Here is a 23,716-nt window from a genome sequence, read left to right on the forward strand (position 1 = left end):
CAGTGGAGAGGTTAGCAACTCCCTTTATTTGCGCTTGAGGCAAATAAAAGTGAAAATAGAGAGCTAATCGATGTTAATGCATCCATGAGGAGAGTTTATGAAGCAAGTCAGTCGTTCCGCATTAGTCAGTTTTAGTGCTGAACAGATGTATGACCTAGTCAATGATGTATCAAACTATCCTGAGTTTTTACCTGGTTGTTCGGGCTCGAAGGTGCTTGATGCGGGCCACGAATTTATGGTGGCGTCAGTAGATGTGGCGAAAGCCGGCATCAGCAAAACCTTTACTACGAACAATACATTGCTCCATGGCCGGTCGATTGTGATGGATCTGGTCGATGGACCGTTCAAGTCACTGACGGGTGGTTGGTACTTCACGCCACTTGATGACCAAGCTTGTAAGGTTGAGTTAAAACTTGAGTTTGAGTTTAGTAGCAAAATGATCGAGATGGCCTTTGGTAAAGTGTTTCATGAACTCACCAACAATATGGTGAATGCGTTTACTAAGCGTGCTAAGCAGGTGTACCAGTGTTATGAGTATTGAATCGGAGATGATTCATGTTGAGGTGGTGTACGCACTTCCTCATGAGCAGCGTGTGTTTACCTTAGTGGTGAATGAAAAGATGACAGTTGAAGAGATTATCGAGCAGTCGGGCGTGTTAAAGCTATATCCAGAGATTGATTTAGCGAAGAACAAAGTTGGGGTATTTAGCCGCAACGTTAAGCTTGACGCAACAGTGCGTGATCGCGATCGAATTGAAATTTATCGCCCATTGTTGGCAGACCCGAAAGAGATTCGTCGCAAGCGAGCAGAGCAAGCAAAAGCCTCTGGCGCAGCGGATCCGGTCACGGGTGGTAAGCCGAGTCCTTTGCGAAAATCAGAATAGTTTTCAGCAGAAAACAAAAAGCTCGCCAAGGCGAGCTTTTTTGATGCGTACGGTTTGCGCTTTGATTAACGCAAGCTTTCGTAAAAGCTATCACCAACGATGTAATCACCCTTGATGTCGAGCAGGGTGCCTGTTTCATCAAAGTTAACGACGAGGTCACGTTGGATAGAGTCTTCATGACCCTTGGTGTGGTGATAAATGTAATACCACGTATCAGGACGACCATTCTCAATCAACATTGGAGAGCCGAGTACGAAACGTACTTGCTCTTTGGTCATGCCAAATCTTAATTTGTCTACCGCTTCCTGCTCGACATAGTTGCCTTGGTTAATATCGATTCGATAAACCAGCTTTTCCGCTAAGGAGCAACCCGTTAACATCGTCATTGCAAGTGGGACAGCGATCAGCCACTTCTTAAACTGCATAGGTGATTTCATTGTGTCTAGTGAATTAAACTTGGCTGATAATAAACAAGCTAGCGCCAGATGTATAGCCAACCAAGGTAAAGATGCGGGTTTTGTGTTTTGAGTCGGGTGTTTTGTCTCACGCTTTCACACACATACCGCACTTTAAGACCATCAACAGACAAAATAGTTGCACTCAAATCTATCTGAGTGTGATTGGAGTGCCGCTATTTATTATGCAGCAATCAGCAGCTCTTTGGCGTTAGCCAGTGTGCTTTCGGTAATTTCACTTCCGCCGAGCAATCTCGCCAATTCACTAACACGTTGTTCGGTGTCGAGCTGACGCATTTGAGTTTCTGTTTTGCCGCCTTTCGTCTGTTTAGCAACAAACAGTTGTTGGTGTCCACTGCCTGCCACTTGAGGCAAGTGTGTGACACAGAGTACTTGAGTTGATTCACCCAGTTTGCGTAGCATTTGTCCGACGACCGCTGCTGTTGGGCCACTGATACCGACATCGACCTCATCGAAAATTAGGCTTGGCGTATCGACTTTTTGCGCGGTGATGACCTGAATTGCCAGTGAAATACGAGACAGCTCACCACCAGAGGCGACTTTGGCGATGGGCTGCATCGGTTGACCAGGGTTAGTTGAAACAAGGAAGGTGACGGTATCCATCCCAAGCGGAGAAGGATGCGGCATTTCATTGCAAACATCGATACAGAACTTGGCTTTTTCCATGCTGAGTTCATGCATGCTTTGTGTGATCAGCTTGTTCAACTCTTTGGCATAGCGGCTGCGAGATTTGTTGAGTTTTTCTGCGTTAGTTAGGAAGACCTGATATTTCTCTTGTACTTCTAAAGCTAACCCGTCGAGTTTTTCATCAGAGCAGTCGAGCGCTTCAATTTGCTGTAGCAAGTCTTGGTGATGCTGATAGAGATCTTCAGGCATCACGTGATGCTTGCGCGACATCGACATTATTTTTGAGAAACGTTCTTCAACGTACGCCATTCGAGCCGGATCAACATCAATGCTGTCGAGGTAGTTGCGCAGCTCGCTGTTGGCTTCCTCAATTTGAATCATGGCTTCCGAAAGCATATTTGGCAGCTCCGAGAGCTTTTCATCGAGCCCAGCAAGCTCAATCAAGGTGTGACTGGCTGACTGGAGAATACCAAGCGCATTAACTTCTTCGCCTTCATAGATAAGCTCAATGGCTTGCTGACAGGAAGAGGCGAGTTCACCACTGTTTGATAAGCGTTTGTGCTCTTGCTCAAGCTCTTGGAATTCATCTTCATTGATCGCTAGCTCATTGAGTTCTTTGATCTGATATTCAAGTAACTGTTTTTGAGCCAAATTAGCTTGGCTGTTCTCTTTCAATTGCTTGAGGTTGTTGTCAGCCTGTCGCCATGCTTGATATGCGTTGCGAGTCGCTTTCAGAAGATTGTTATGACCTGCATATTGATCAAGCATGGCCATTTGATGTTCTGCCTTCATGAGCTGATGGTGGGCATGTTGACCGTGGATGTTAATCAACAGCTGACCTAGCGCTTTAAGCTGTGAAAGAGGCACAGGGCTACCATTAACAAAAGCGCGTGAGCGTCCTTCTTTGGTAATGGTGCGGCGCAAAATACATTCGTTGCCATCGAATAGGTCGTTGTCTTCTAGCCATCGGGTCGCGTGAATATTGTTATCAAGGTGAAAAGCGGCACTGACTTCGGTTTTTTCTTCCCCTTGTCGCACCATGCCTGCCTCAGCACGGCCGCCTAAACACAAACCTAAAGCATCAATTGCAATGGATTTACCCGCACCCGTCTCACCTGTAATGGTGGTCATGCCTTGGGCAAGCTCTAACTGTAGCGCTTTTACGATAGCAAAATTGTTTACACTTAAATGAGCCAGCATTTTTATATCACCTGTATAACTGAACAATACTGTATAAGAAAACAGTATATACTGTTTCTTTATACAGTAAAGTCGCGAATTTCAATTTTTGTGAAATTGGTTTTAGAAGTCACAGTGATCAAAGTGGGAGAGTGGATAACGAGAGGCTGTTTCAATGACAATCTATATAAACGTAGCAATATCAGAAGGGTAGTGTTTGCTGTTGTGCCTTGAGTTGATGTTAATTGAACTATAGTTAGTCATACGATGAGCTTGGACGTGGAAACGGGATGACAAACGATCAATGGACGATCCTAGCGATCATGCTGGGCACGATGCTGATGTTCCTTTTTGGTCGTTGGCGACACGATATGGTGGCTTTTGGTGCCTTATTGGCGTGTGTATTAGCCAGCCTAGTTGACCCTGCGCAAGCATTTAGTGGGTTTGGTCATCCTGCGGTCGTCACTGTGGCTTGTGTGCTCGTTCTAAGTCAGAGTTTGCAAAACTCAGGTGCGGTTGATGTACTCGCTCGTTCAATTCTCCCAACCAATGCGGGACAATTCCTTACTCTGTTGACGTTAATGGGTTTAGGAGCGCTGCTTTCTGGGTTTATGAATAACGTAGGTGCGATGGCGCTGTTGATGCCTGTCGCGATTCAACTGACAGAAAAATTAGACCTTACACCCGGACAGATCCTGATGCCGCTGGCGTTTGGCACCATCTTAGGCGGCATGACCACGTTAATTGGGACCCCCCCAAACCTCATTGTGGCAGGCTTTCGCGAGGAGGCCGGACTCGGTAGTTTCAGCATGTTCGATTTCACCCCTATAGGTCTCGCGATAGCGCTGGCTGGCGTTGTATTTATTGCGCTGGTGGGCTGGCGTTTGGTTCCTATTCGACAAAAAGCAGGGGTTGAAGGTTTTGAGTCAGGGGCTTACTTAACCGAGCTGCGGGTGGGGGAAGCCAGTGCCGCAGCTGGCCTACGCATACGCGAGGTTGAAGAAAAGCTTACCGATGTTGATGTGCAAATTGTTGGTATCGTAAAAAATGATGTGCGGATCATGGCGCCTAACCCTTGGCGTCAAGTTGAGGTCGATGACATCATTATTTTGGAGGCAGATGCAGACGCGCTCAGTGACATTTTATCAATACTCGGTTTGGAGCTTGAGCAACCAGAGGAGCCTGAAAAGGAGTTGACCGCGCTAGAGCGCAAAGAGATGTCTGGAGATGAGCCAAAAGCGGATAAGAAATCAGAGAAGAAACACGATGATGAAGTGAGCTTGATGGAGTTTGTGGTGTTGCCAAGCTCACGTCTGATCGGGCGACTGGTTTATGCACTTCAGCTGCAAGCTCGATATGGTATTAACGTACTGGCTCTATCGCGAGAAGGCGAGCAAAAGCGTAAACGCCTACGTTCGATGCAACTGCAGTCGGGGGATTTGTTGCTGTTGCAAGGGCAAATAGAGTCAATGAATCAATTTGCCGCTGACAATGGTTGTATCCCTCTCGCTCAGCGCGATTTGCGTATCCCCAACAAACGAGACGTGTGGGTGTCTAGTTTAATAATGCTGCTCGCGGTTGCGCTTGCCGCGTTTGGCATTATGCCGGCGGTGATCTCATTTTCACTTGGTGTGTTGGCCTCTTTGGCGCTGGGTACGATCAAACCAAGAAAGGTGTATGACTGTGTTGATTGGTCTGTCATAGTGTTGCTTGGCGCGCTGATCCCTGTCGCGAGTGCAATCGAGAGCACCGGCACTGCCGACATCATTGCGCGTTTGATGATTGATAACATTGCACAAGGTAGCCCAGTGATCGGCCTTGCATTGATTTTAGTGGTGACGATGTTTTTGTCTGATTTGATGAACAATGCGGCGACGGCTGCCGTGATGTGCCCGATTGCGTTGGGTACATCGTCGGCTTTAGGGGTGAGTCCTGATTCATTTTTAATGGCCGTTGCGATTGGCGCTTCGTGTGCCTTCCTGACCCCTATTGGTCATCAGAATAACACGCTGATCCTCGGGCCGGGCGGCTTTAAATTCAGTGATTATTGGCGTTTGGGGTTGCCGCTTGAGATCTTGGTGATTGCTATTTCGATGCCACTGCTGCTGTTGATATGGCCGTTATAGACCATTCCAGGAGAGTAAAAGGGGGCTTGAAGCTAAGTTGCGGCAGTCAGTACCGCAACTCAATGTCTATTTTGGGTATCAGAATAGCTTACTTGACCAGCCTAGCTTGTTACGTAGAACGCGATAGTAGCTGTAATCTTTAGGGTGAATGAGTTTCAAGCAGTTTGGACTGCGGTAGATGTGAATCTCGTCCCCCGGCGATACAGGTAGAGAGATCTGGCCATCGCAGCTAACTTCTTGTGTGCCTCGATTGTCTGGTGACACAACAAGTTTAATACGGCGCGAGCCATCAACGACGAGCGGTCGGCTCGACAGAGTGTGAGGGAACATTGGAACAAGACTGATGGCATTCATACTGGTAGAGAGAATAGGCCCCCCTCCCGAGAGTGAGTAAGCAGTTGACCCTGTAGGCGTTGCGACGATTAAGCCATCAGAGCGCTGTGAGAAGGCAAAACTGTCATCGATATACACCTCAAATTCAATCATATGGGCGACTTGGCCAGGGTGCAGTACGGCTTCATTCAGGGCTGCGTTATGGCTTTTTATCTGTCCGTGGCGATGGATCTCCGCCTCAAGCAAAAAGCGTTCTTCAACGATATATTCCCCACTCATGACTTCCGTTAGGGTGCGTTCAAAATCATCTGGGTTTACATCTGTGAGGAAGCCAAGGTTGCCCTTGTTGACACCAATGACGCAAATATCAAAGCGCGAAAGGACTCGTGCTGCACCTAGCATGTTGCCATCACCCCCAACCACAATAGCCAGATCAGCAGTGTTGCCTAATGCGATAAGGTTTGAGAAGTGTTCACTCGGAATATCAGACAGAATGTCTTGCAAGCGATCATCGATAAAAACCTGCTTACCTTGGCTTTTCAGCCAATGATAAAGATCTCGGTGGGTTTGAATCGCTTGTTGATCTCGAGGTTTGCCAATTATCGCGATGATGTCAAAAGACTTTTTCATTCGTATCGACCTGACTTGTATAGGGTATTTTGATTTTATAGGGTTAACTTTACAGCGAAATAGCGATTGGCGCACGTCTGGATCGTAACAATCGTTGTGCTAGGGCTTGAAACAGGGTTTATCATCCCCATAATAAGTTCAGTTAACCCTATACATGCCATTTTATGCGCAGGCTTGATTTGGGTGAGTATCTTTACCCAAGCCAATGATTTGAGCGCGTGAATCGTTGAATTCTGGAGACATCATGAGCAACGAAGAAAACAAAGTAAACGAAGAAGAACTAAAGCAAGACGCAGAACAAACAGAACAAGAAGCTGAAGTAGTGGGTTCTGAAGCGGATATCGAGTGGAATGCTGAGGAAGTTGAGCAAGACGAGACAGAATCGAAAATTGCTCAACTCGAAGCAGCACTGCTGTCTAGCGAAGCGAAAGTTCAAGAGCAGCAAGATGCTGTACTTCGTGCTAAAGCTGAAGTAGAGAACATGCGTCGTCGCACAGAGCAAGAGATTGATAAAGCACGTAAGTTTGCTTTGAACAAGTTTGCAGAAGAGCTGCTACCGGTTATTGATAACCTTGAGCGTGCAATTCAAGCGGCAGATGCTGAGAACGAAGTTGTGAAGCCAATCCTTGAAGGTGTTGAGCTGACCCACAAAACGTTCCAAGACACATTAGCGAAGAATGGCCTGACTGAAATTAACCCAGAAGGCGAAACATTCAACCCTGAAATGCACCAAGCAATGTCGATTCAAGAAAGTCCTGATCACGAGTCAAACACAGTGATGTTTGTCATGCAGAAAGGCTACGAGCTGAATGGCCGAGTTGTGCGTCCTGCGATGGTGATGGTCGCTAAATAGTTAAACTATTTATCTACAAATAAATCAATAAAGAGAGGTTTATACCTCTCTTTTTTTATGCCCTAGACAAAATTACTACACGATTCGCTCTTTCCCTAGTTCCGTTTTTACCAACTGATTATGTCATCCTGCCCCAATGATACGTCATCCTGAAGAACTTCAGGATCTATTCATTAGACGCTAGGAGCCCAAAGCCAATGCGAAACATGACTATTTATTCATAACTTCAATTTTTTTTACTTTGTCCCCTTGAAAACCCATTTCCTGCCCCTATCTATTGAGCATACGAGAAACAAACATGATTATTTTAGTTTGTTAATAGGGTTGAATCCCGATTCTCCATCCCCACATAGGGGATATAACCAAACGAAAATAGAATTTATTCGGAGATAGCCTGATGGGTAAAATCATTGGTATTGACTTAGGTACTACTAACTCTTGTGTTGCTGTTCTAGACGGTGACAAGCCACGCGTAATCGAGAACGCGGAAGGCGAGCGTACAACAGCATCGGTAATCGCATACACAGATGGTGAGACGCTGGTTGGTCAACCTGCTAAACGTCAAGCGGTAACAAACCCAGAAAACACGCTATTTGCTATTAAGCGACTAATCGGTCGTCGTTTTGAAGACGAAGAAGTACAGCGTGATATCGAAATCATGCCTTACAAAATTGTTAAGGCAGACAACGGCGATGCATGGGTAGAAGCGAAAGGCCAAAAAATGGCTGCTCCTCAAGTATCTGCTGAAGTACTTAAGAAAATGAAGAAAACTGCTGAAGACTTCCTTGGTGAGGAAGTAACTGGCGCAGTTATCACAGTTCCTGCTTACTTTAACGATGCTCAGCGTCAAGCAACTAAAGATGCTGGCCGTATCGCAGGTCTAGAAGTTAAACGTATCATCAACGAACCAACAGCAGCAGCGCTAGCTTACGGTCTTGATAAGAAAGGCGGTGACCGCACTATCGCAGTTTACGACCTTGGTGGTGGTACATTTGATATCTCAATCATCGAAATCGATGAAGTTGAAGGCGAGAAAACATTTGAAGTTCTAGCAACTAACGGTGACACGCACCTTGGTGGTGAAGACTTCGATAACCGCATGATCAACTACCTAGTAGAAGAGTTCAAGAAAGAGCAAGGCATCGATCTTAAGAACGACCCTCTAGCAATGCAGCGTGTTAAAGAAGCAGCAGAAAAAGCAAAAATCGAGCTTTCTTCTACTTCTCAAACAGACGTAAACCTACCATACGTAACTGCAGACGCGACTGGTCCTAAGCACATGAACGTTAAAGTAACGCGTGCAAAACTAGAATCTCTAGTTGAAGACCTAGTTCAACGTTCTCTTGAGCCACTAAAAGTTGCTCTAGCTGACGCTGACCTGTCTGTAAGCGACATCAACGACGTTATCCTAGTTGGTGGTCAGACTCGTATGCCTATGGTTCAAGCGAAAGTTGCTGAGTTCTTCGGTAAAGAAGCTCGCCGCGATGTAAACCCTGATGAGGCAGTAGCAATGGGTGCTGCAGTTCAAGGTGGTGTACTTGCAGGCGAAGTGAAAGACGTACTTCTACTAGACGTTACTCCTCTGTCTCTAGGTATCGAGACTATGGGCGGCGTAATGACTAAGCTTGTTGAGAAGAACACGACTATCCCAACAAAAGCGAACCAAGTTTTCTCTACAGCAGAAGACAACCAGAACGCAGTAACTATCCACGTTCTACAAGGTGAGCGTAAGCAAGCGTCTTACAACAAGTCTCTAGGTCAATTTAACCTAGAAGGTATTCAAGCAGCACCTCGTGGCATGCCACAAATCGAAGTAACATTCGACCTAGATGCTGACGGTATCCTACACGTATCTGCGAAAGACAAGCAGACAGGTAAAGAGCAGAAGATCACTATCCAAGCATCTGGTGGTCTAAGCGACGACGATATCGAGAAAATGGTTCAAGAAGCAGAAGCAAACAAAGAAGCGGACAAGAAGTTCGAAGAGCTAGCGACTGCACGTAACCAAGCTGACCAAATGATTCACGGTACTCGCAAGCAAGTAGAAGAAGCTGGTGAAGCTCTACCTGCAGACGAGAAAGAGAAGATTGAAGCAGCGATCACTGAACTTGAAGAAGCTCGTAAAGGCGAAGATAAAGAAGCTATCGACGCTAAAGTTCAAGCTCTAATGACAGCAGCTCAGAAGTTGATGGAAATTGCTCAACAACAAGCTCAAGCGGCTCAAGGCGCTGAAGCAGGTGCAGAGCAACCTCAGCAAGACGACGTTGTAGATGCAGAGTTTGAAGAAGTTAAAGAAGACGAGAAGAAGTAATTCTTAGTCTTTTGACTTAACTGTTATATTCTTGCGGGCGTTTGAGGAAACTCATACGCCCGTATGTTTGTAAATACTCTTGTCGTTCCAGCTAAATACTTTGCCTGACTAGATGGCTTATCTTGAAGAAAAGCTTTTAGCTAGAACGATACAAACACCCAGCGGTGCTTTTTCCAGTAAAGCCCGTTAGCAGTACTAAATTGGTGACGAAGAACATGTCAAAACGTGATTTTTACGAAGTATTAGGCGTGAGCCGTGATGCATCAGAGCGCGATATTAAGAAGGCGTATAAACGCCTAGCGATGAAATACCACCCAGACCGTAACCAGGGTGATGACTCTGCGGCAGAAAAGTTTAAAGAAGTAAAAGAAGCGTACGAGATCCTGCTTGATCCACAGAAGAAAGCAGCCTATGACCAATATGGTCACGCAGCCTTTGAACAAGGCGGCATGGGCGGCGGTGGTTTTGGCGGCGGCCAAGGCGATTTCGGCGATATCTTTGGTGACGTATTTGGTGACATTTTTGGTGGTGGCCGTGGTCGCGGTGGTCAACAGCGTGCTCAGCGCGGTGCCGATCTACGCTACAACATGGAACTGTCGCTAGAAGAAGCAGTACGTGGTGTATCTAAAGAGATTGAAGTACCTACTTTAGTTCACTGTGATACCTGTGACGGTAGCGGTGCGAAGAAAGGCTCATCGCCTGAAACGTGTGGCACTTGTCACGGTCATGGTCAGGTTCAGATGCGCCAGGGCTTCTTTGCGGTTCAGCAAACCTGTCCTACTTGTCACGGTAAAGGCAAGATCATTAAAGACCCATGTAACGTGTGTCATGGTCAAGGCCGTAAGCAGAAAACCAAAACACTTAACGTTAAGATCCCTGCTGGTGTGGATACTGGCGATCGCATTCGTCTATCGGGTGAAGGCGAAGCGGGAGAAATGGGTGCTCCAGCTGGTGACTTGTACGTACAGGTTCACGTGAAAGAGCACCACATTTTTGAGCGTGATGGCAACAGTCTTTACTGTGAAGTGCCTGTGAGCTTTGCAATGGCGGCGCTTGGTGGCGAAGTTGAAGTTCCAACACTTGATGGTCGTGTGAACCTGAAAGTACCAACCGAGACACAAACAGGTCGTATGTTCCGTATGCGTGGTAAAGGCGTGAAAGGCGTGCGCGGCGGCGGTGTTGGCGATTTGATTGTTAAACTGGTTGTTGAAACTCCGGTTAACCTAAGTTCACGTCAAAAAGAGCTACTCAAAGAATTTGAAGAGTCTTGTGGTGGCGAAGCAGCAGTAAAGCATAAGCCGAAATCAGAAGGCTTTTTCGATGGCGTGAAGAAGTTCTTTGATGACCTAACTAGCTAGACATCAACTCGCTAAAATGACTGAAAACCTGCACCGCTGTGCAGGTTTTTGTCGTTAAGGGGTACAGATAAGTCGATTGCGTCCATTCTCTTTGGCTTGATAAAGCCTTTCGTCAGCCAATTTTATTTGTTGCTCGAGTGAGCCTTTGTCTTGGCTAGAGCCAATACTAATCGTCAAAGGTATTTTCAAGTCACCATGAGCCACAGGGGTTTTCTCAACGCGGCAGCGAACCGATTCCAAGCGTTGGATGAATTCTTCATAAGGCGCACAGCTTTGCACACAAAACTCCTCGCCACCAAACCTTGCCACCACGTCATCGGGAAAGTAGATTTTCAAAATGTTTGCGATAGTGCGAATGGCAGAATCACCAGCATCATGACCGTAGTTGTCGTTGACCTTTTTAAAGAAATCAATATCTAGCATGGCAACGGAGCGCGCGCTACACGAGCTTGGACACGACTGATTAAACAAATAGCGACGGTTCCACAGTCCTGTCAGTGCATCTTGGTTTGCAAGGCGATACATCTCTAAGTGCGCCTCTTTCATTTCTAATAGGTGGTGAATGCGACAAAACAACTCCTCCTGATTGAAAGGCTTGTACAAAAAGTCGTTTGCTCCCGCTTTTAGAAACTGTGCGGTCATTGTGCGGTCGTCACTGCCCGAGAGCCCGAGGATCGCCAACTGGCTAGGGTTATGCGTTGTTCGTAATTCACGAATCATGCTGATGCCGTCTTTAATCGGCATATCGTGGTCAGTAATGATGATTGAAATGTCACTGTGTTGCTGAAAAAGCTCAAGCGCTTGTTGGCCGTTTTCTGCCTCTATGGTTGTGATATATTGTTGGTTAAGTAGGTATGTTATGTGGTTACGCACGGTACGTGAATCATCAACCACTAGAGCTTTATGGTTGTGGTTGTTACGCAAGCGGTGCACCAGAGGCAGCAAATAAGAGACAGAAGCCATGCTGTCTTTGAGAATGTAATCCACAACACCCTTAGCAAGCACACTCTCGCGAACATTTTCATTAAAGGTCGCAGTCAAGACAATTACTCGATATTGATGCTGCAGGACCCAATCGATCACTTCACCATCTTGAGCATCAGGCAAACAATAATCGAGTATGGCGCAAAGCAGTTGCGGTTGTTCTGCAATGATCTCTTTTGCTTGTAAAAGTGAATTGGCACAGATTACATCAAATCCTGCTTGACGTAACTGCTGGCTTAAATAGTTTTGGTATGCGCGACTGTCCTCTACGACAAGTACTTGATGCATCACAACCACTCCTTTGTGTGTCCCAGTTTCTCAGTCTATTGCTGAGTTTTTTATCATCATAAGGCGACTGTGGGAAAAGGCGAGTAACGATGCGACTAGATGTAACAGAATGTTAGCTTAGTTCACCTATATCACTAGTGGCTCGGAATTGAATGGCAAAACCTCATGATTTATACTGTTTATGTATACAGTTAAATTTGAGGTGTGTGGTGAAGAAAATTATCCATATCGACATGGATTGTTTCTATGCCGCGGTTGAGATGCGCGACAATCCTGAGCTAAAAAATGTGCCTATTGCGGTGGGCGGCCGCGATAAGCGCAGAGGCGTTGTATCGACATGTAACTATCAAGCACGTCAATTTGGTGTGCGCAGTGCGATGCCAACAATTAAGGCTTTCGAGCTTTGCCCGAGCCTGGTTTTAGTGCCCGGTAGAATGGAGGTTTATAAACAGGTTTCACGGCATATACATCAGATATTTCGTCGCTATACCGACTTAATTGAACCCTTATCATTGGATGAAGCTTATCTGGATGTTACCGACAGTACACAGTGTAAAGGCTCAGCAACACTTATTGCCAACGCTATTCGGTGTGATATTGAAGCAGAGTTAAATCTCACCGCCTCTGCCGGGGTAGCGCCACTTAAGTTTGTTGCTAAAGTGGCCTCTGATGTTAACAAACCGAATGGTATCTGTGTTGTCACCCCCGATGAGGTTCAGGCCTTTATCGATGACTTACCGCTCGAGAAAATTCCCGGAGTGGGCAAGGTGTCATTGGAGAAACTCAACAATGCAGGTTATTTTCGTTGTCTCGATATTCGCCACAGTCAGCAGGCAGAGGTTATCCGTAAATTTGGCCGTTTGGGCGCATCGTTATGGAATCGAAGCAACGGTATTGATCATCGTGAAGTTGAGACGTCTCGTGAACGCAAGTCCGTAGGAGTGGAACGGACACTCAGTCACAATATTTTTAGCTATGAAGAGTGCTGGGGATTGCTTGAAGAGAAGCTGTTTCCAGAATTACAGCGTCGTCTTGCTAGGCACAGTGAACAAGGTGAAATCGCAAAGCAGGGCATTAAACTCAAGTTTGCAGACTTTCAATTGACGACCATAGAACATCAGCACAATCATTTGGATCTTGATGACTTTAAACCCTTACTGAAAGAGATCCTTGAGCGACAAAAAGGGCGAGGAATCCGTTTAATGGGCCTCAACGTCACATTGAAGCCGCCGGGTGATATTCATCAGCTATCACTTATCTAATTGTTTTTCCGTTAATTTGCCATAAAGTTAAATAGTTGTTATTGGATGTTGATTGATCTAATAATGTAAGGGCTCTCCTGTTTGTTTCGAGGTCGATATGAAATCCACAATAATTGTTGCAGCTAGCCTACTCTTTACGCCAATGCTCTTTGCTGCGCAATGCCGAATAGACATAGACAATAATGTCAATGTGAGTGCAGAGCATTTAGAAATTGTTGAATCAGATGGCAGTAGGTTGGCAATTGCAAGTGACAACAGTGTTACTTTACGTGGCGAATCATTGCAACTAAGCCCTGAGCAACAGCAAGCGATGGAGGATTATAAGCAACGCTTAGCGGATTATGGTCCGAAAGTGAAAAAGCTCACCGATGATGGGTTGGCTTTGGCGTTAGATATCGTCGATGAGATTGCCGCTTCTATTGATGCACCTACTGCGTTTGATGATTTGAAAGCGGCGATGACAGACTATTTCTCCGGCTTACAGGCTCGATATTACAATCAGGGAGATTTTACTATCCCCGCGACGTCGTTTGATGAGTTTATTGCGCAGTGGGACGCCGAGATGGATCAAGCTAAGGCGCTATTTACCAGTGAGTTTTTTGAAGATGCCTTTGCCGCAATGTCAGCGAAAATGGATCAAGAGGGCGGATTGAACTTAACTCAGATGGCCGATGATATGGCCAAGCTAAAGGCGAAGCTAGAGCAAAGATTTCGAGAGCATGCGAACCAGCTAAAGCAAGATAAAGATGGGCTTTGTGAAGAGCTTGAAGGTCTACAGCAGCAAGAGCAAGAATTGCATAAGAAAATACCTGAGCTAGAGAACTACCGCGTGTTTAGCATCTAATCACGTGAGACACAATCAGCCTAAGACTCTTAACGAGGAACGAATATCCACCGTATGCGCCTGACTCATTTAACCGTAAAGCAATTGACCATCGTCGCATCACTGTTTATGACGATGGCCTTTTTGCTCACGTATTTGGCATTTCGATATTTTTGGACTTTTGATCAAGCACAAGAGCTCGCTCAAAAGCAGCAGGTGGAAGAAGTTAATCGTGTGCGCACCATGGTGTATCTTCAATCCAATAACTTAGCGCGGTCTCTAGAAGATTTTTCTGCTTGGGATGAGCTTGTCGAGTATGTTGAAGACCCGAAAGAGGCATTTGTTCTAGAGAATCTGAATGATCACTTTTTTTATGTTACTCAGCTCAATGCTGTGCTGATCTTCGACCAAAATGTTAGCCCAGTATTCGTTAAGGGGTATGACCCTAACACGCAAAGTAATGTGAGCTTTGAAGAGTATCGGTATCGTTATGGCAGTTTACTGGCCGATACGCTGCGTTCACGTACTGATCAGATCACGCCGGTCGTGAAGTTTATGATGGTTAACGACCAACCTGCATTTATCGCAACAGCCAGAATTTGTTCGAGCGATGGATCTGATTGTACTCACGGCTATTCTCTCTTTGTTCGTCCAATCACCTCTCAGGTGATGCGGTCGCTTAAGTTAGCGACCGGGTTGAGCGTAACGATACACAACTCAGAAGACTTCCCACAGGGCCCTCCTGAAAACGAGCCTAATATCACCTATATTAAATTACTTGACTATGCGAATCAGCCTTCGGTTGTTTTGCGTATCGAGCATTCGATTAAGCTACCACACTTTATTTCTTGGCAAGAATTGGCCGTATTACCGCTATTCTCCTCAATTATGTTCCTATTTGCTTTAGCCATCGTGCATATGATTGTTCGCCCGTTAAAACAGGCGTCGCAGATGCTTAACAATTTTGCGAACCAGAAAGATTACATGCCAAATGAGCAAGACTTTATCTCATTTGAGATGAGAGATTTTGCACGCCGAATAACCCTGATATTTAAAGAGTTAGAAGCCACAAAACGTACGCTACAATTTCATGCCGACCATGATGCGCTGACAGAGCTAGCCAATCGCCATCGATTGCACACTTATTGGCAGGAGCTGCGTGCAAACAAGGCCCAACATCATCTTGTCCTTTTGATCGATGTTGATTTTTTCAAGCCTTACAATGATCACTATGGTCATGTTCAAGGTGATGAGGCATTAAAGGCAGTGGCACATTGCTTACGTGATGTCTCCAACGACATGCCAAAGTTGTTGGCACGTTTTGGCGGTGAGGAATTTTGTGTTGTGCTGTCAAGTGAGCAAACCATTTTGGTCGAGGCCATCGCAGAGACATATCGACGTGCAGTAGAAGAATTGGCCATTGTGCATGAGTTTTCTGATATCCACCATTTGCTTACTATAAGCCTAGGGGCAGTGTCTATCACCAGTGACGATCTCGAACAGCAACAAGCGATTTTTCGTTGCGCTGATGAAGCGCTGTATCATGCGAAGTCACTTGGTCGAAATCGCTGCTCTTATTCGAAATATAAGGATGTAAAACCTAAATTACACTTAGCTGTAGATTAAATATCTTCATATTGCGGTATTGTATGGCGCATAGCATTGCTATTGTTTGTTTTTGTCGCTATCGTACTCGCAAACTAGTATGTTGGTGTTTTTATGAGCGGTGTAACAGACACTTTTCAACGAGAAAGCTTTGGATCTCGTATGGGCTTCGTACTTGCTGCGGCAGGTGCAGCTGTCGGGCTTGGCAATATTTGGGGCTTTCCTACTCAAGCAGCCAGTAATGGTGGTGGGGCATTTCTTTTTGTTTATACAGTGATGATTATTGTCGTCGCATTTCCAATGCTATTGCTAGAGATGGCAATCGGCCGACATGGACAAGCGAACCCAATTGACAGTTTAGTGTCGCTAGGTACAAGCCGATTGAATCGTGGTTTTGGTCAAGCTTCGGGTTGGTTGAGCTTGCTTGTACCCTGCGCAGTGATGGGCTTTTACAGCATTGTCGGCGGCTGGTTAATCTGCTTCTTTTTTGGTGCAATTTTTGAAGCGCTAGGGGCAGTAGACATCGCACAGTGGTTTAAAGGCTTCTCTTTGACCCGTAATGTGGCAGGCACACTTGTGTTCTATTGGCTAACGATGCTGATTGTGCGCAGTGGTGTAAAGCAAGGGATCGAAAAGTGGTCGACTCGCCTCATGCCGGCTTTGTTTGTGCTTTTCTTGGTATTGTTTATCTACATCATGATGCAACAAGGCGCGATGGAAGGTCTCAAGCACTATCTGATCCCTGACTTTAGTAAAATTTGGGATCGACAGTTGCTCCTTGCAGCAATGGGGCAGGGCTTTTTCTCGCTAACGATTGGTGGATGCTCAATGCTGATTTATGGTTCGTATTTGAGTAAAAAAGAGAGCCTGCCGAAGGCGGCGATGAGCGTTGCGGTTGTCGATTCAGCCGTCGCTATTATTGCTGGCCTTGTGGTGATCCCAGCGATGTACGTCGCTATGAACCAAGGCGTTGAAATTTATGCCGCTGATGGCAGTTTGCTGAACTCAGACACGCTAGTCTTTACCGTACTGCCCCTGATGTTTGAGAGCCTAGGGCTTTTGGGACAGCTCTTTGCAATTGTGTTCTTCTTGTTGCTTACTATCGCGGCGCTAACGTCTTCGATCTCGATGCTGGAGTGCCCAGTCGCTTTAGTGTGCGAACGGTTCAACACTCAGCGCTCAACCACGACTTATGTGCTGGGTAGTATCATCGCACTGTTCAGCTTGGTTATTGTCGCGAACTTCGGTCAACTGTTTGGATTGGTTGCGATGGTCGCGACACAGTATTTACAGCCTTTCGCTGCAATGATGATCTGTTTATTTGGTGGTTGGGCTTGGAGTCGAAGTGCTAAGTTGGCTGAGATAGAGCAGGGAGATGCAGACTTTAAACACAGCCTGCTCGGTAAGGTGTGGCCAATCTACGTGAAAGTTGTTTGCCCAATACTTGTTGGGGCGATCATTTGGGCTTCGTTTTTTTAAGTGAGTTGATAAATCGAGCTGTGATGTTGGAATAAAACAAAGCCGAGCAGGTTAAATTGCTCGGCTTTGTAGTTCTTGGGTAATTTGACGACGAGTTAAGGGTTCTTAATCTCGATAGCACCAGTGGTTAATGGCTCATCTTCGTTTGCGACTTCAACAATAAACTCATCGACGACTTGTTCAACTTGCTCTTCATCTTGAGTGAAGTAGGCCAGATGGAAGATAGCATCACCTTCGTTAACCAGTGGAAGGGTTTGCTGACCGATCACAATGCCGCTTCGATGCGCTTTGATCGCTACTTCACTGTGACCCAGTGGTGAGGCGATGTAGGCGATGATTTGGCCTTTTTCTACCTTATCACCGAGTGATACTTGGGTACGTAAAATACCGTCGTCTTCTGCGCGGATCCAACTTGTGGATTTTGCAATCACCGGAGTCGGTAACTTTTTACGGCTTGCACGCAGCATACCAATAGCTTTCATCACTCGTTGCACGCCGATGAAACCCGCCGAGATACAAATCGGTTCGAAACGCAATGCTTCACCTGCCTCATAGGTTAATACAGGAATACCTAAACGCTCGGCTTCGCTGCGCAATGACCCGTCACGTAGTGGTGCATCGACAATCACGGGAGTCGCGAATGCTTTAGCGATACGTAGCGTTTCTGGGTTGCTCAAGTCAGCTCTGATTTGTGGTAAGTTAGTGCGGTGTATCGCCCCGGTGTGGAGGTCGAGGATATAATCACACTTGCCCACCAATGCATCAAAGAAAGTATGAGCGACACGCGAAGCCAAAGATCCTTTTTCACTACCTGGGAAGCAACGGTTGAGGTCACGACGGTCAGGTAGGTAACGTGATTTGTGAATAAAACCAAACGTGTTGACGATCGGTACTGCGATTACCGTGCCCTTTAGTTTCGTTTCATCAAGCGTATCAATCAGCTGTCTTACGACTTCTACGCCATTTAACTCATCACCGTGAATCGCTGCATTAACCATAAGCACTGGGCCTGGATATTTGCCGTTTATCACTTCAACCGGAATTGAGAGTGGTGAGTGGGTATAAAGTTTAGGTCCCTCAATTTCAATCACAGAGCGAGACCCTGCTGGGGTCGATTCCCCCAGCAGTTCGAATGGTTGGTTGAATTTAACCTTTGCCACGAGTTTGCGTCCTTTTGCTAGCGGCGTTTTTCTCGATGAAATCGATGATCATGCCCGCTACATCTTTACCAGTTGCTGCTTCGATGCCTTCTAGGCCTGGTGAGGAGTTAACTTCCATCACCAATGGGCCTCGTTCAGAGCGAAGCAAGTCAACTCCTGCTACGTTCAGCCCCATGATTTTTGCCGCTGCAACCGCAGTACGGCGCTCTTCAGGAGTGATTTTTACCAAAGAAGCTGTGCCGCCACGGTGTAGGTTAGAGCGGAACTCGCCCTCTGCACCTTGACGCTTCATCGCAGCGATCACCTTGTCACCAATAACAAAGCAACGAATGTCAGCGCCGCCTGCTTCTTTAATGTACTCTTGCACCATGATGTTGGCTTTCAGGCCCATAAACGCTTCAACAACACTTTCCGCTGCTTTACGCGTTTCAGCGAGAACAACACCAATACCTTGTGTCCCTTCAAGGAGCTTGATGACGACTGGCGCGCCGCCGACCATATCGAGCAGGTCTTTAACGTCATCAGGCTTGCTTGCAAAACCTGTGATAGGCATACCGATGCCTTTACGTGACAAAAGCTGCATTGAGCGAAGCTTGTCACGAGAGCGAGTGATGGCCACCGATTCGTTGACTGGATACACCCCCATCATTTCGAACTGGCGTAAAACCGCTGTACCATAAAAGGTAACAGATGCGCCAATGCGAGGAATGATGGCATCAAAATCGATGAGCTCTTCACCCTTGTAGTGAATTTGAGGTTTTTCAGAGTTAATGTTCATATAGCAACGCAGTGCATCAACCACTTTTACCTCGTGACCACGCGCTTGAGCAGCTTCGATTAGTCGACGAGTAGAGTAAAGTTTTGCATTGCGAGATAGGATGCCAATTTTCATTAATATTACTCCTCAAATTTCACTAAAAATGATTCGGTCGGGTCGACCAAAATACGGTTTTCCATTGCCGTTCTACCCAAAAGCATACGGAAAGCCATGTTGTCGCGGTTGGTGAGAGTGACTTCAATTGGCCAGCTCTGTTTACCGATTTTCAGTTCTGTCTCTATTACCCAGCGCATGGTTTCGTGACCACCAGAGTCTCTTACCAAACGCTCATCAATAACTTTTGCTTCACAGACGATTTCTGTTTGTTCGTCGTGTTGATTTGGGTGTACCCAAAATCTCACCCACTGCTGATTTTTGCCGTCTTGTTGTTTGTCAAAAGTTTCAACTTTGAATGCGTGGATACAGGACGTTCTTGCTCCGGTGTCCACTTTCGCTTTTATTTTTTCAATTCCTAATTGAGGTAGGCTTAGGTATTCACGCCAGCCAGTGATGATTTTTTCTTTCATTTTGGAGTCAACCAATAATGCAAATTAAGGTGCCTATTCATAGTGATTAAGTCATAGCGAATAAGCGTGATTTCGTTCAGTGCAAACTAATCTAAGTAAAGCACTTCATCTTGATGGCGCGGAATTTATCAGCGATAACTCGGACTGACTAACGAATAAAAATTACCTAGACGACAAATAATATTTATGCAACAGGGGAGGGAGGGGTGATAGCTTGGTTTAAGTTGTTGAAAATTAATAAAAGAAAAGCCGAGCGATAGCTCGGCTTAAAAAGGTTAGCGTTTATGCTTTTTCAGGAATAGCGGCGAGTAGTGAGACCATTTGTTGCCAGAAAAGGTCAACCGTATCGATTTTCACCTTCTCATCTGGTGAGTGCGGGAATTTAATCGTCGGCCCGAAGGACACCATATCCATGTCAGGATACGGCTTCTTAAACAGTCCACACTCAAGGCCAGCATGAATCACCATTATGTTTGGCTTATGGCCATAGATGCCTGCATACATATCACGGAAAATCGCCATGATCTCTGAGTCGGCATCAGGCTTCCATCCTGGGTAAGCGCCGTTAAAGCTCATATCGGCACCAGCAAGTTCGGCAACTGAGTGCAACATACCTTCGACTTGGCTACGACCAGAGTCGATGAGAGAGCGGATCAGACACAGTACCGTAATTTTGTCGTTTTCTGTGGTAATCACACCAACGTTCAGTGACGTTTCAACCACGCCTTCAATCTCATCACTCATACGAATAACCCCATTCGGGCAAGCATTCAATGCGGCAATGAAGCGAGCCTGAGAGGTAGGCGCGATAGCCAGTTGCTCTGTGCTGATTGACTCGTTGAAAGAGACAATGTCAGTCTCAACTTTACCGAGCTCCTGCGTTAGCAGTTGTGTGTAGTGGCTAAACAGCTCATCCAACTTGGCTAGGTTGCTTTCAGGAAGAGCAACCGTCACGAATGCTTCACGAGGAATAGCATTTCGCAAGCTGCCACCACGGAATTCGATTAAACGAAGATCCAGCTCTTTAGCGTGGCCTGCTAAGAAGCGGCCAAGCAGCTTGTTTGCGTTGCCGCGACCGGTGTGGATATCACAACCTGAGTGGCCGCCTTTGAGGCCTTTCAGTGTCAGTTGCTGAGTGACATAACCACTTGGAATCGCTTCACGCTCGAGGGTAAATGTCATTGCACCATCGATACCTCCAGCACACCCCATATACACTTCACCCTCTTGCTCAGAGTCAGTATTTAGCAGGATATCACCTTCAAGCCAACCAGATTCAAGGCCGAATGCACCTGTCATCCCGGCTTCTTCATCGATAGTGAGCAGCACTTCGAGTGGACCGTGCTCAATATCATTAGCATCAAGAACAGCAAGGCAGGAAGCCATGCCAATACCGTTGTCAGCACCAAGAGTCGTCCCTTGAGCCGTTAGCCACTCACCATCGATATAAGGACGGATCGGGTCAGTGGTGAAGTCGTGTTGCGTGTCTTCGTTTTTCTGCGGCACCATATCAATATGCGCTTGTAAAACGACACCTTTGCGATTTTCCATCCCTGTCGTAGCAGGCTTCTTGATAAAGACATTGCCGGTTTGATCGCGCTTGACTTCAAGGCCTTTGCTTTGAGCCCACTCGACAATATGCGTTGCCAACGCTTCTTCATATTTTGAAGGGTGCGGGATCGAGCAGATGGTGGCAAAGAAAGGCCAGATTGGGTTTGAAGTCTGAGTTTGAATCTGTTTGAGGAAATCAGTCACAGGAATGCTCCTTAAAAGGCGAGTGAAATGTGTTCTCACCATGCAGTTATTGTTGTTGGGTCACTGGCATATGCATGGTTGATTACACTGAGCTTTACTTAGGGGTTAGCATATCACTCTGTTCGATGGATGCAAAATAGCGGGTACAGTGCTTGAATCAATGGCATAGGTGATGAGTTGCGCACGGGTGTTTGTAATTTACTTACATAATTATCGATTTACATACGAATTTTGATGTTTTTGTGATTTTGATCGTTATTATTGTTGTAATAAATTTTCAGGGTGGTATATTTATCACCGTTGCTTAGGCAGCTGTAAATGCTCAAAGGATGAGTCCGATTTATCGCCTCCAGGGAACCGAGAAATCATTTTTGTTTAATTTTGATTGATAGGTGATAGCGATGAAAGGTTTACCTTCTGCAATGTTCTGGAATAACAAGGGTGTTTTCACCGGTGACTTTGCATACCCAACAAGCTTTGGATACTAAGTTTGTTACTTGAACATTTTGTTCAACCCCCGATTTATTTGGAATTTTATTACAACCTAACTTAGGTTGAACGATTCTACCGCCACTCCTACTGAGTGGCGTTTTTTTTGCCTGAATAAAAATCAAACGGCAACTGGCATATTTTCTCTATGTGCGCCAAATTTCATTTCAATAAGCCGATTTCATCAATGTAATCCATTTCACCTTGAAAAATAAGAGTGAAAGATTACAACATGGTGCGTTTTTTACTCATTTTGTCGTTAATAGACTGTAGAAAATAAAGTCATGATTTATAAGATCTAATTATTGATATGCCGCTCTTTAGTCGAACTTTTGAGTATGTAAATTGAATTTTTCTTAAATCTTATGACTTATGTCAGTGGAATTTGCAATTTGATAACTTTATAATCCCGACCAATCGTTTACGCAACCGTTTACTTTTCCGCAAAAGGATTAATAAAATGCTCGAAAGGCTATTTAAACTCAGTGAAAATGGCACAAATGTCCGTACTGAGATTATCGCAGGTATCACTACATTCCTGACCATGGCGTACATTATCTTCGTCAACCCAGCTATTTTGGCTGATGCAGGTATGGATCGCGGCGCAGTTTTTGTCGCAACGTGTCTTGCCGCTGCTATTGGCTGTTTCATCATGGGCTTTGTCGCTAACTACCCAATCGCGCAAGCACCAGGTATGGGTTTGAATGCCTTCTTCACCTACGCTGTTGTTCTCGGTATGGGTTACACCTGGCAAGTTGCTCTGGCAGCAGTATTTGTCTCGGGTATTCTATTTATCCTTTTGAGTGTCTTTAAAGTCCGTGAGTGGATTATCAACTCGATTCCATTGTCATTGCGTACGGGTATTTCAGCGGGTATCGGTCTTTTCCTTGCCTTTATCGCACTAAAAAATGCGGGCATTGTGGTTGATAACCCAGCGACATTGGTGCAGTTGGGCGATATTACCTCTATCCAAGCGGTATTGGCTGCTTTTGGTTTCTTCTTGACTATCGCGCTTGTACATCATGGTTACAAAGGTGCTGTAATGATGGCTATCTTGGCTGTTACTGCACTTGGTCTTGTGTTTGGTGATGTTCAGTGGGGTGGCATTATGTCGACACCACCAAGCCTGGCACCAACATTCATGCAGCTAGATTTCTCAGCAGTTTTTGAAGTTGGTATGATTTCTGTTGTGTTTGCTTTCCTATTCGTTGACCTGTTTGATACCGCGGGCACCTTGGTAGGTGTATCACAAAAAGCGAATCTGATTGATAAAGATGGCAAGATTCCTCGCCTTAATCGCGCACTACTTGCAGACTCAACAGCAACGTCGGTAGGTGCGGTATTAGGTACGTCAAATACAACGTCTTACATTGAAAGTGCGGCAGGTGTTGCGGCAGGTGGTCGTACGGGTTTGACTGCCGTAGTCGTGGGTATTTTGTTCCTGCTTGCGCTGTTCTTTTCGCCACTTGCTGGTATGATTCCGGCATACGCGACAGCTGGCGCTTTGTTCTACGTTGCTATTCTTATGATGTCTGGTTTGGTTAGTATTGACTGGCGAGACCTGACAGAAGCAGCACCTGTTGTTGTTACTTGCTTGCTGATGCCTTTGACTTTCTCAATTGCAGAAGGTATCACGCTAGGCTTTATTTCATACGCTGCGATCAAAACGATGAGTGGCAAGGGCCGTGACGTTTCTTTGAGCGTTTGGGTTATGTCTGCTATCTTCGTTGTGAAATACATCGTAGGTTAA

20 protein-coding genes are annotated in these 23,716 nt (G+C 45.8%); 12 read left to right on the forward strand and 8 right to left on the reverse strand.

The window, feature by feature from the left end:
- Positions 1 to 97: 97 nt before the first annotated feature.
- Positions 98 to 541 (forward strand): SRPBCC family protein, encoded by a 444-nt coding sequence (locus tag QWZ05_RS16330; protein ID WP_264878096.1) that lies wholly within the window; start codon positions 98 to 100, stop codon positions 539 to 541.
- Positions 531 to 884, forward strand: coding sequence for an RnfH family protein (locus QWZ05_RS16335; RefSeq protein WP_264878097.1), 354 nt, complete (start codon positions 531 to 533; stop codon positions 882 to 884). The genes QWZ05_RS16330 and QWZ05_RS16335 overlap by 11 nt, the downstream gene beginning before the upstream one ends.
- Before the next feature lie 65 nt (positions 885 to 949).
- Here the strand turns inward: QWZ05_RS16335 and bamE are convergent, their stop codons facing one another.
- Both bamE and recN read right to left on the reverse strand, forming a co-directional pair.
- Positions 950 to 1,309: an outer membrane protein assembly factor BamE gene (gene bamE, locus QWZ05_RS16340; protein WP_290299480.1), complete on the reverse strand. Its 360-nt coding sequence runs from the start codon at positions 1,307 to 1,309 to the stop codon at positions 950 to 952.
- Positions 1,310 to 1,522: 213 nt separating this feature from the next.
- A complete protein-coding gene (gene recN / locus QWZ05_RS16345) occupies positions 1,523 to 3,187 on the reverse strand; it encodes a DNA repair protein RecN (protein WP_290299483.1) in 1,665 nt (554 codons plus the stop codon).
- Positions 3,188 to 3,456: 269 nt separating this feature from the next.
- Between recN and QWZ05_RS16350 the strand changes: the two genes are divergently transcribed.
- Complete coding sequence (locus QWZ05_RS16350) at positions 3,457 to 5,292, forward strand: SLC13 family permease (protein WP_290299485.1); 1,836 nt, start codon at positions 3,457 to 3,459, stop codon at positions 5,290 to 5,292.
- A gap of 78 nt (positions 5,293 to 5,370) precedes the next feature.
- Here the strand turns inward: QWZ05_RS16350 and nadK are convergent, their stop codons facing one another.
- On the reverse strand, positions 5,371 to 6,255 hold the full coding sequence (gene nadK / locus QWZ05_RS16355; protein WP_264878101.1) for an NAD(+) kinase: 885 nt from the start codon (positions 6,253 to 6,255) through the stop codon (positions 5,371 to 5,373).
- A gap of 244 nt (positions 6,256 to 6,499) precedes the next feature.
- Between nadK and grpE the strand changes: the two genes are divergently transcribed.
- The 3 genes from grpE (at position 6,500) to dnaJ (ending at position 10,777) form a co-directional block, all read left to right on the forward strand.
- Positions 6,500 to 7,108 (forward strand): nucleotide exchange factor GrpE, encoded by a 609-nt coding sequence (gene grpE / locus QWZ05_RS16360; protein WP_264878102.1) that lies wholly within the window; start codon positions 6,500 to 6,502, stop codon positions 7,106 to 7,108.
- Positions 7,109 to 7,505: 397 nt separating this feature from the next.
- Positions 7,506 to 9,419 (forward strand): molecular chaperone DnaK, encoded by a 1,914-nt coding sequence (gene dnaK, locus QWZ05_RS16365; RefSeq protein WP_264878103.1) that lies wholly within the window; start codon positions 7,506 to 7,508, stop codon positions 9,417 to 9,419.
- Positions 9,420 to 9,634: 215 nt separating this feature from the next.
- On the forward strand, positions 9,635 to 10,777 hold the full coding sequence (dnaJ, locus tag QWZ05_RS16370) for a molecular chaperone DnaJ (RefSeq protein WP_290299488.1): 1,143 nt from the start codon (positions 9,635 to 9,637) through the stop codon (positions 10,775 to 10,777).
- Positions 10,778 to 10,831: 54 nt separating this feature from the next.
- On the opposite strand, the gene QWZ05_RS16375 is transcribed toward dnaJ, so the two are convergent.
- Positions 10,832 to 12,052, reverse strand: a complete 1,221-nt coding sequence (locus QWZ05_RS16375; RefSeq protein WP_290299490.1) for a response regulator — start codon at positions 12,050 to 12,052, stop codon at positions 10,832 to 10,834.
- 194 nt (positions 12,053 to 12,246) lie between these two features.
- Between QWZ05_RS16375 and dinB the strand changes: the two genes are divergently transcribed.
- The 4 genes from dinB (at position 12,247) to QWZ05_RS16395 (ending at position 17,218) form a co-directional block, all read left to right on the forward strand.
- Entirely contained in the window at positions 12,247 to 13,311 is a 1,065-nt protein-coding gene (gene dinB, locus QWZ05_RS16380; RefSeq protein ID WP_290300814.1) for a DNA polymerase IV, read from the forward strand.
- Between the two features lie 97 nt (positions 13,312 to 13,408).
- On the forward strand, positions 13,409 to 14,155 hold the full coding sequence (locus tag QWZ05_RS16385; protein WP_290299492.1) for a DUF2884 family protein: 747 nt from the start codon (positions 13,409 to 13,411) through the stop codon (positions 14,153 to 14,155).
- A gap of 54 nt (positions 14,156 to 14,209) precedes the next feature.
- Positions 14,210 to 15,760, forward strand: coding sequence for a sensor domain-containing diguanylate cyclase (locus QWZ05_RS16390; protein ID WP_290299494.1), 1,551 nt, complete (start codon positions 14,210 to 14,212; stop codon positions 15,758 to 15,760).
- A gap of 93 nt (positions 15,761 to 15,853) precedes the next feature.
- Complete coding sequence (locus QWZ05_RS16395; RefSeq protein ID WP_290299496.1) at positions 15,854 to 17,218, forward strand: sodium-dependent transporter; 1,365 nt, start codon at positions 15,854 to 15,856, stop codon at positions 17,216 to 17,218.
- 95 nt (positions 17,219 to 17,313) lie between these two features.
- Here the strand turns inward: QWZ05_RS16395 and QWZ05_RS16400 are convergent, their stop codons facing one another.
- The 4 genes from QWZ05_RS16400 to QWZ05_RS16415 form a co-directional block, all read right to left on the reverse strand.
- On the reverse strand, positions 17,314 to 18,378 hold the full coding sequence (locus QWZ05_RS16400; RefSeq protein WP_264878110.1) for a succinylglutamate desuccinylase/aspartoacylase family protein: 1,065 nt from the start codon (positions 18,376 to 18,378) through the stop codon (positions 17,314 to 17,316).
- Positions 18,365 to 19,270 (reverse strand): 30S ribosomal protein S6--L-glutamate ligase, encoded by a 906-nt coding sequence (rimK, locus tag QWZ05_RS16405; protein ID WP_264878111.1) that lies wholly within the window; start codon positions 19,268 to 19,270, stop codon positions 18,365 to 18,367. The genes QWZ05_RS16400 and rimK overlap by 14 nt, the downstream gene beginning before the upstream one ends.
- A 5-nt stretch (positions 19,271 to 19,275) precedes the next feature.
- On the reverse strand, positions 19,276 to 19,722 hold the full coding sequence (locus QWZ05_RS16410; RefSeq protein ID WP_264878112.1) for an ATP-dependent zinc protease family protein: 447 nt from the start codon (positions 19,720 to 19,722) through the stop codon (positions 19,276 to 19,278).
- A 282-nt stretch (positions 19,723 to 20,004) separates the two neighbouring features.
- The gene (locus QWZ05_RS16415; protein ID WP_264878113.1) at positions 20,005 to 21,477 is read right to left on the reverse strand and encodes an aminoacyl-histidine dipeptidase; all 1,473 of its coding nucleotides are present in this window, start codon (positions 21,475 to 21,477) and stop codon (positions 20,005 to 20,007) included.
- Positions 21,478 to 21,878: 401 nt separating this feature from the next.
- Here QWZ05_RS16415 and vcdP point away from each other — a divergent pair, with 401 nt between their 5' ends.
- Both vcdP and QWZ05_RS16420 read left to right on the forward strand, forming a co-directional pair.
- Positions 21,879 to 21,965, forward strand: coding sequence for a small protein VcdP (gene vcdP / locus QWZ05_RS22425; protein WP_494338390.1), 87 nt, complete (start codon positions 21,879 to 21,881; stop codon positions 21,963 to 21,965).
- Between the two features lie 461 nt (positions 21,966 to 22,426).
- Positions 22,427 to 23,716, forward strand: coding sequence for an NCS2 family permease (locus QWZ05_RS16420; RefSeq protein ID WP_264878114.1), 1,290 nt, complete (start codon positions 22,427 to 22,429; stop codon positions 23,714 to 23,716).

The organism is Vibrio agarivorans (genome assembly GCF_030409635.1).
Lineage (GTDB): Bacteria > Pseudomonadota > Gammaproteobacteria > Enterobacterales > Vibrionaceae > Vibrio > Vibrio agarivorans.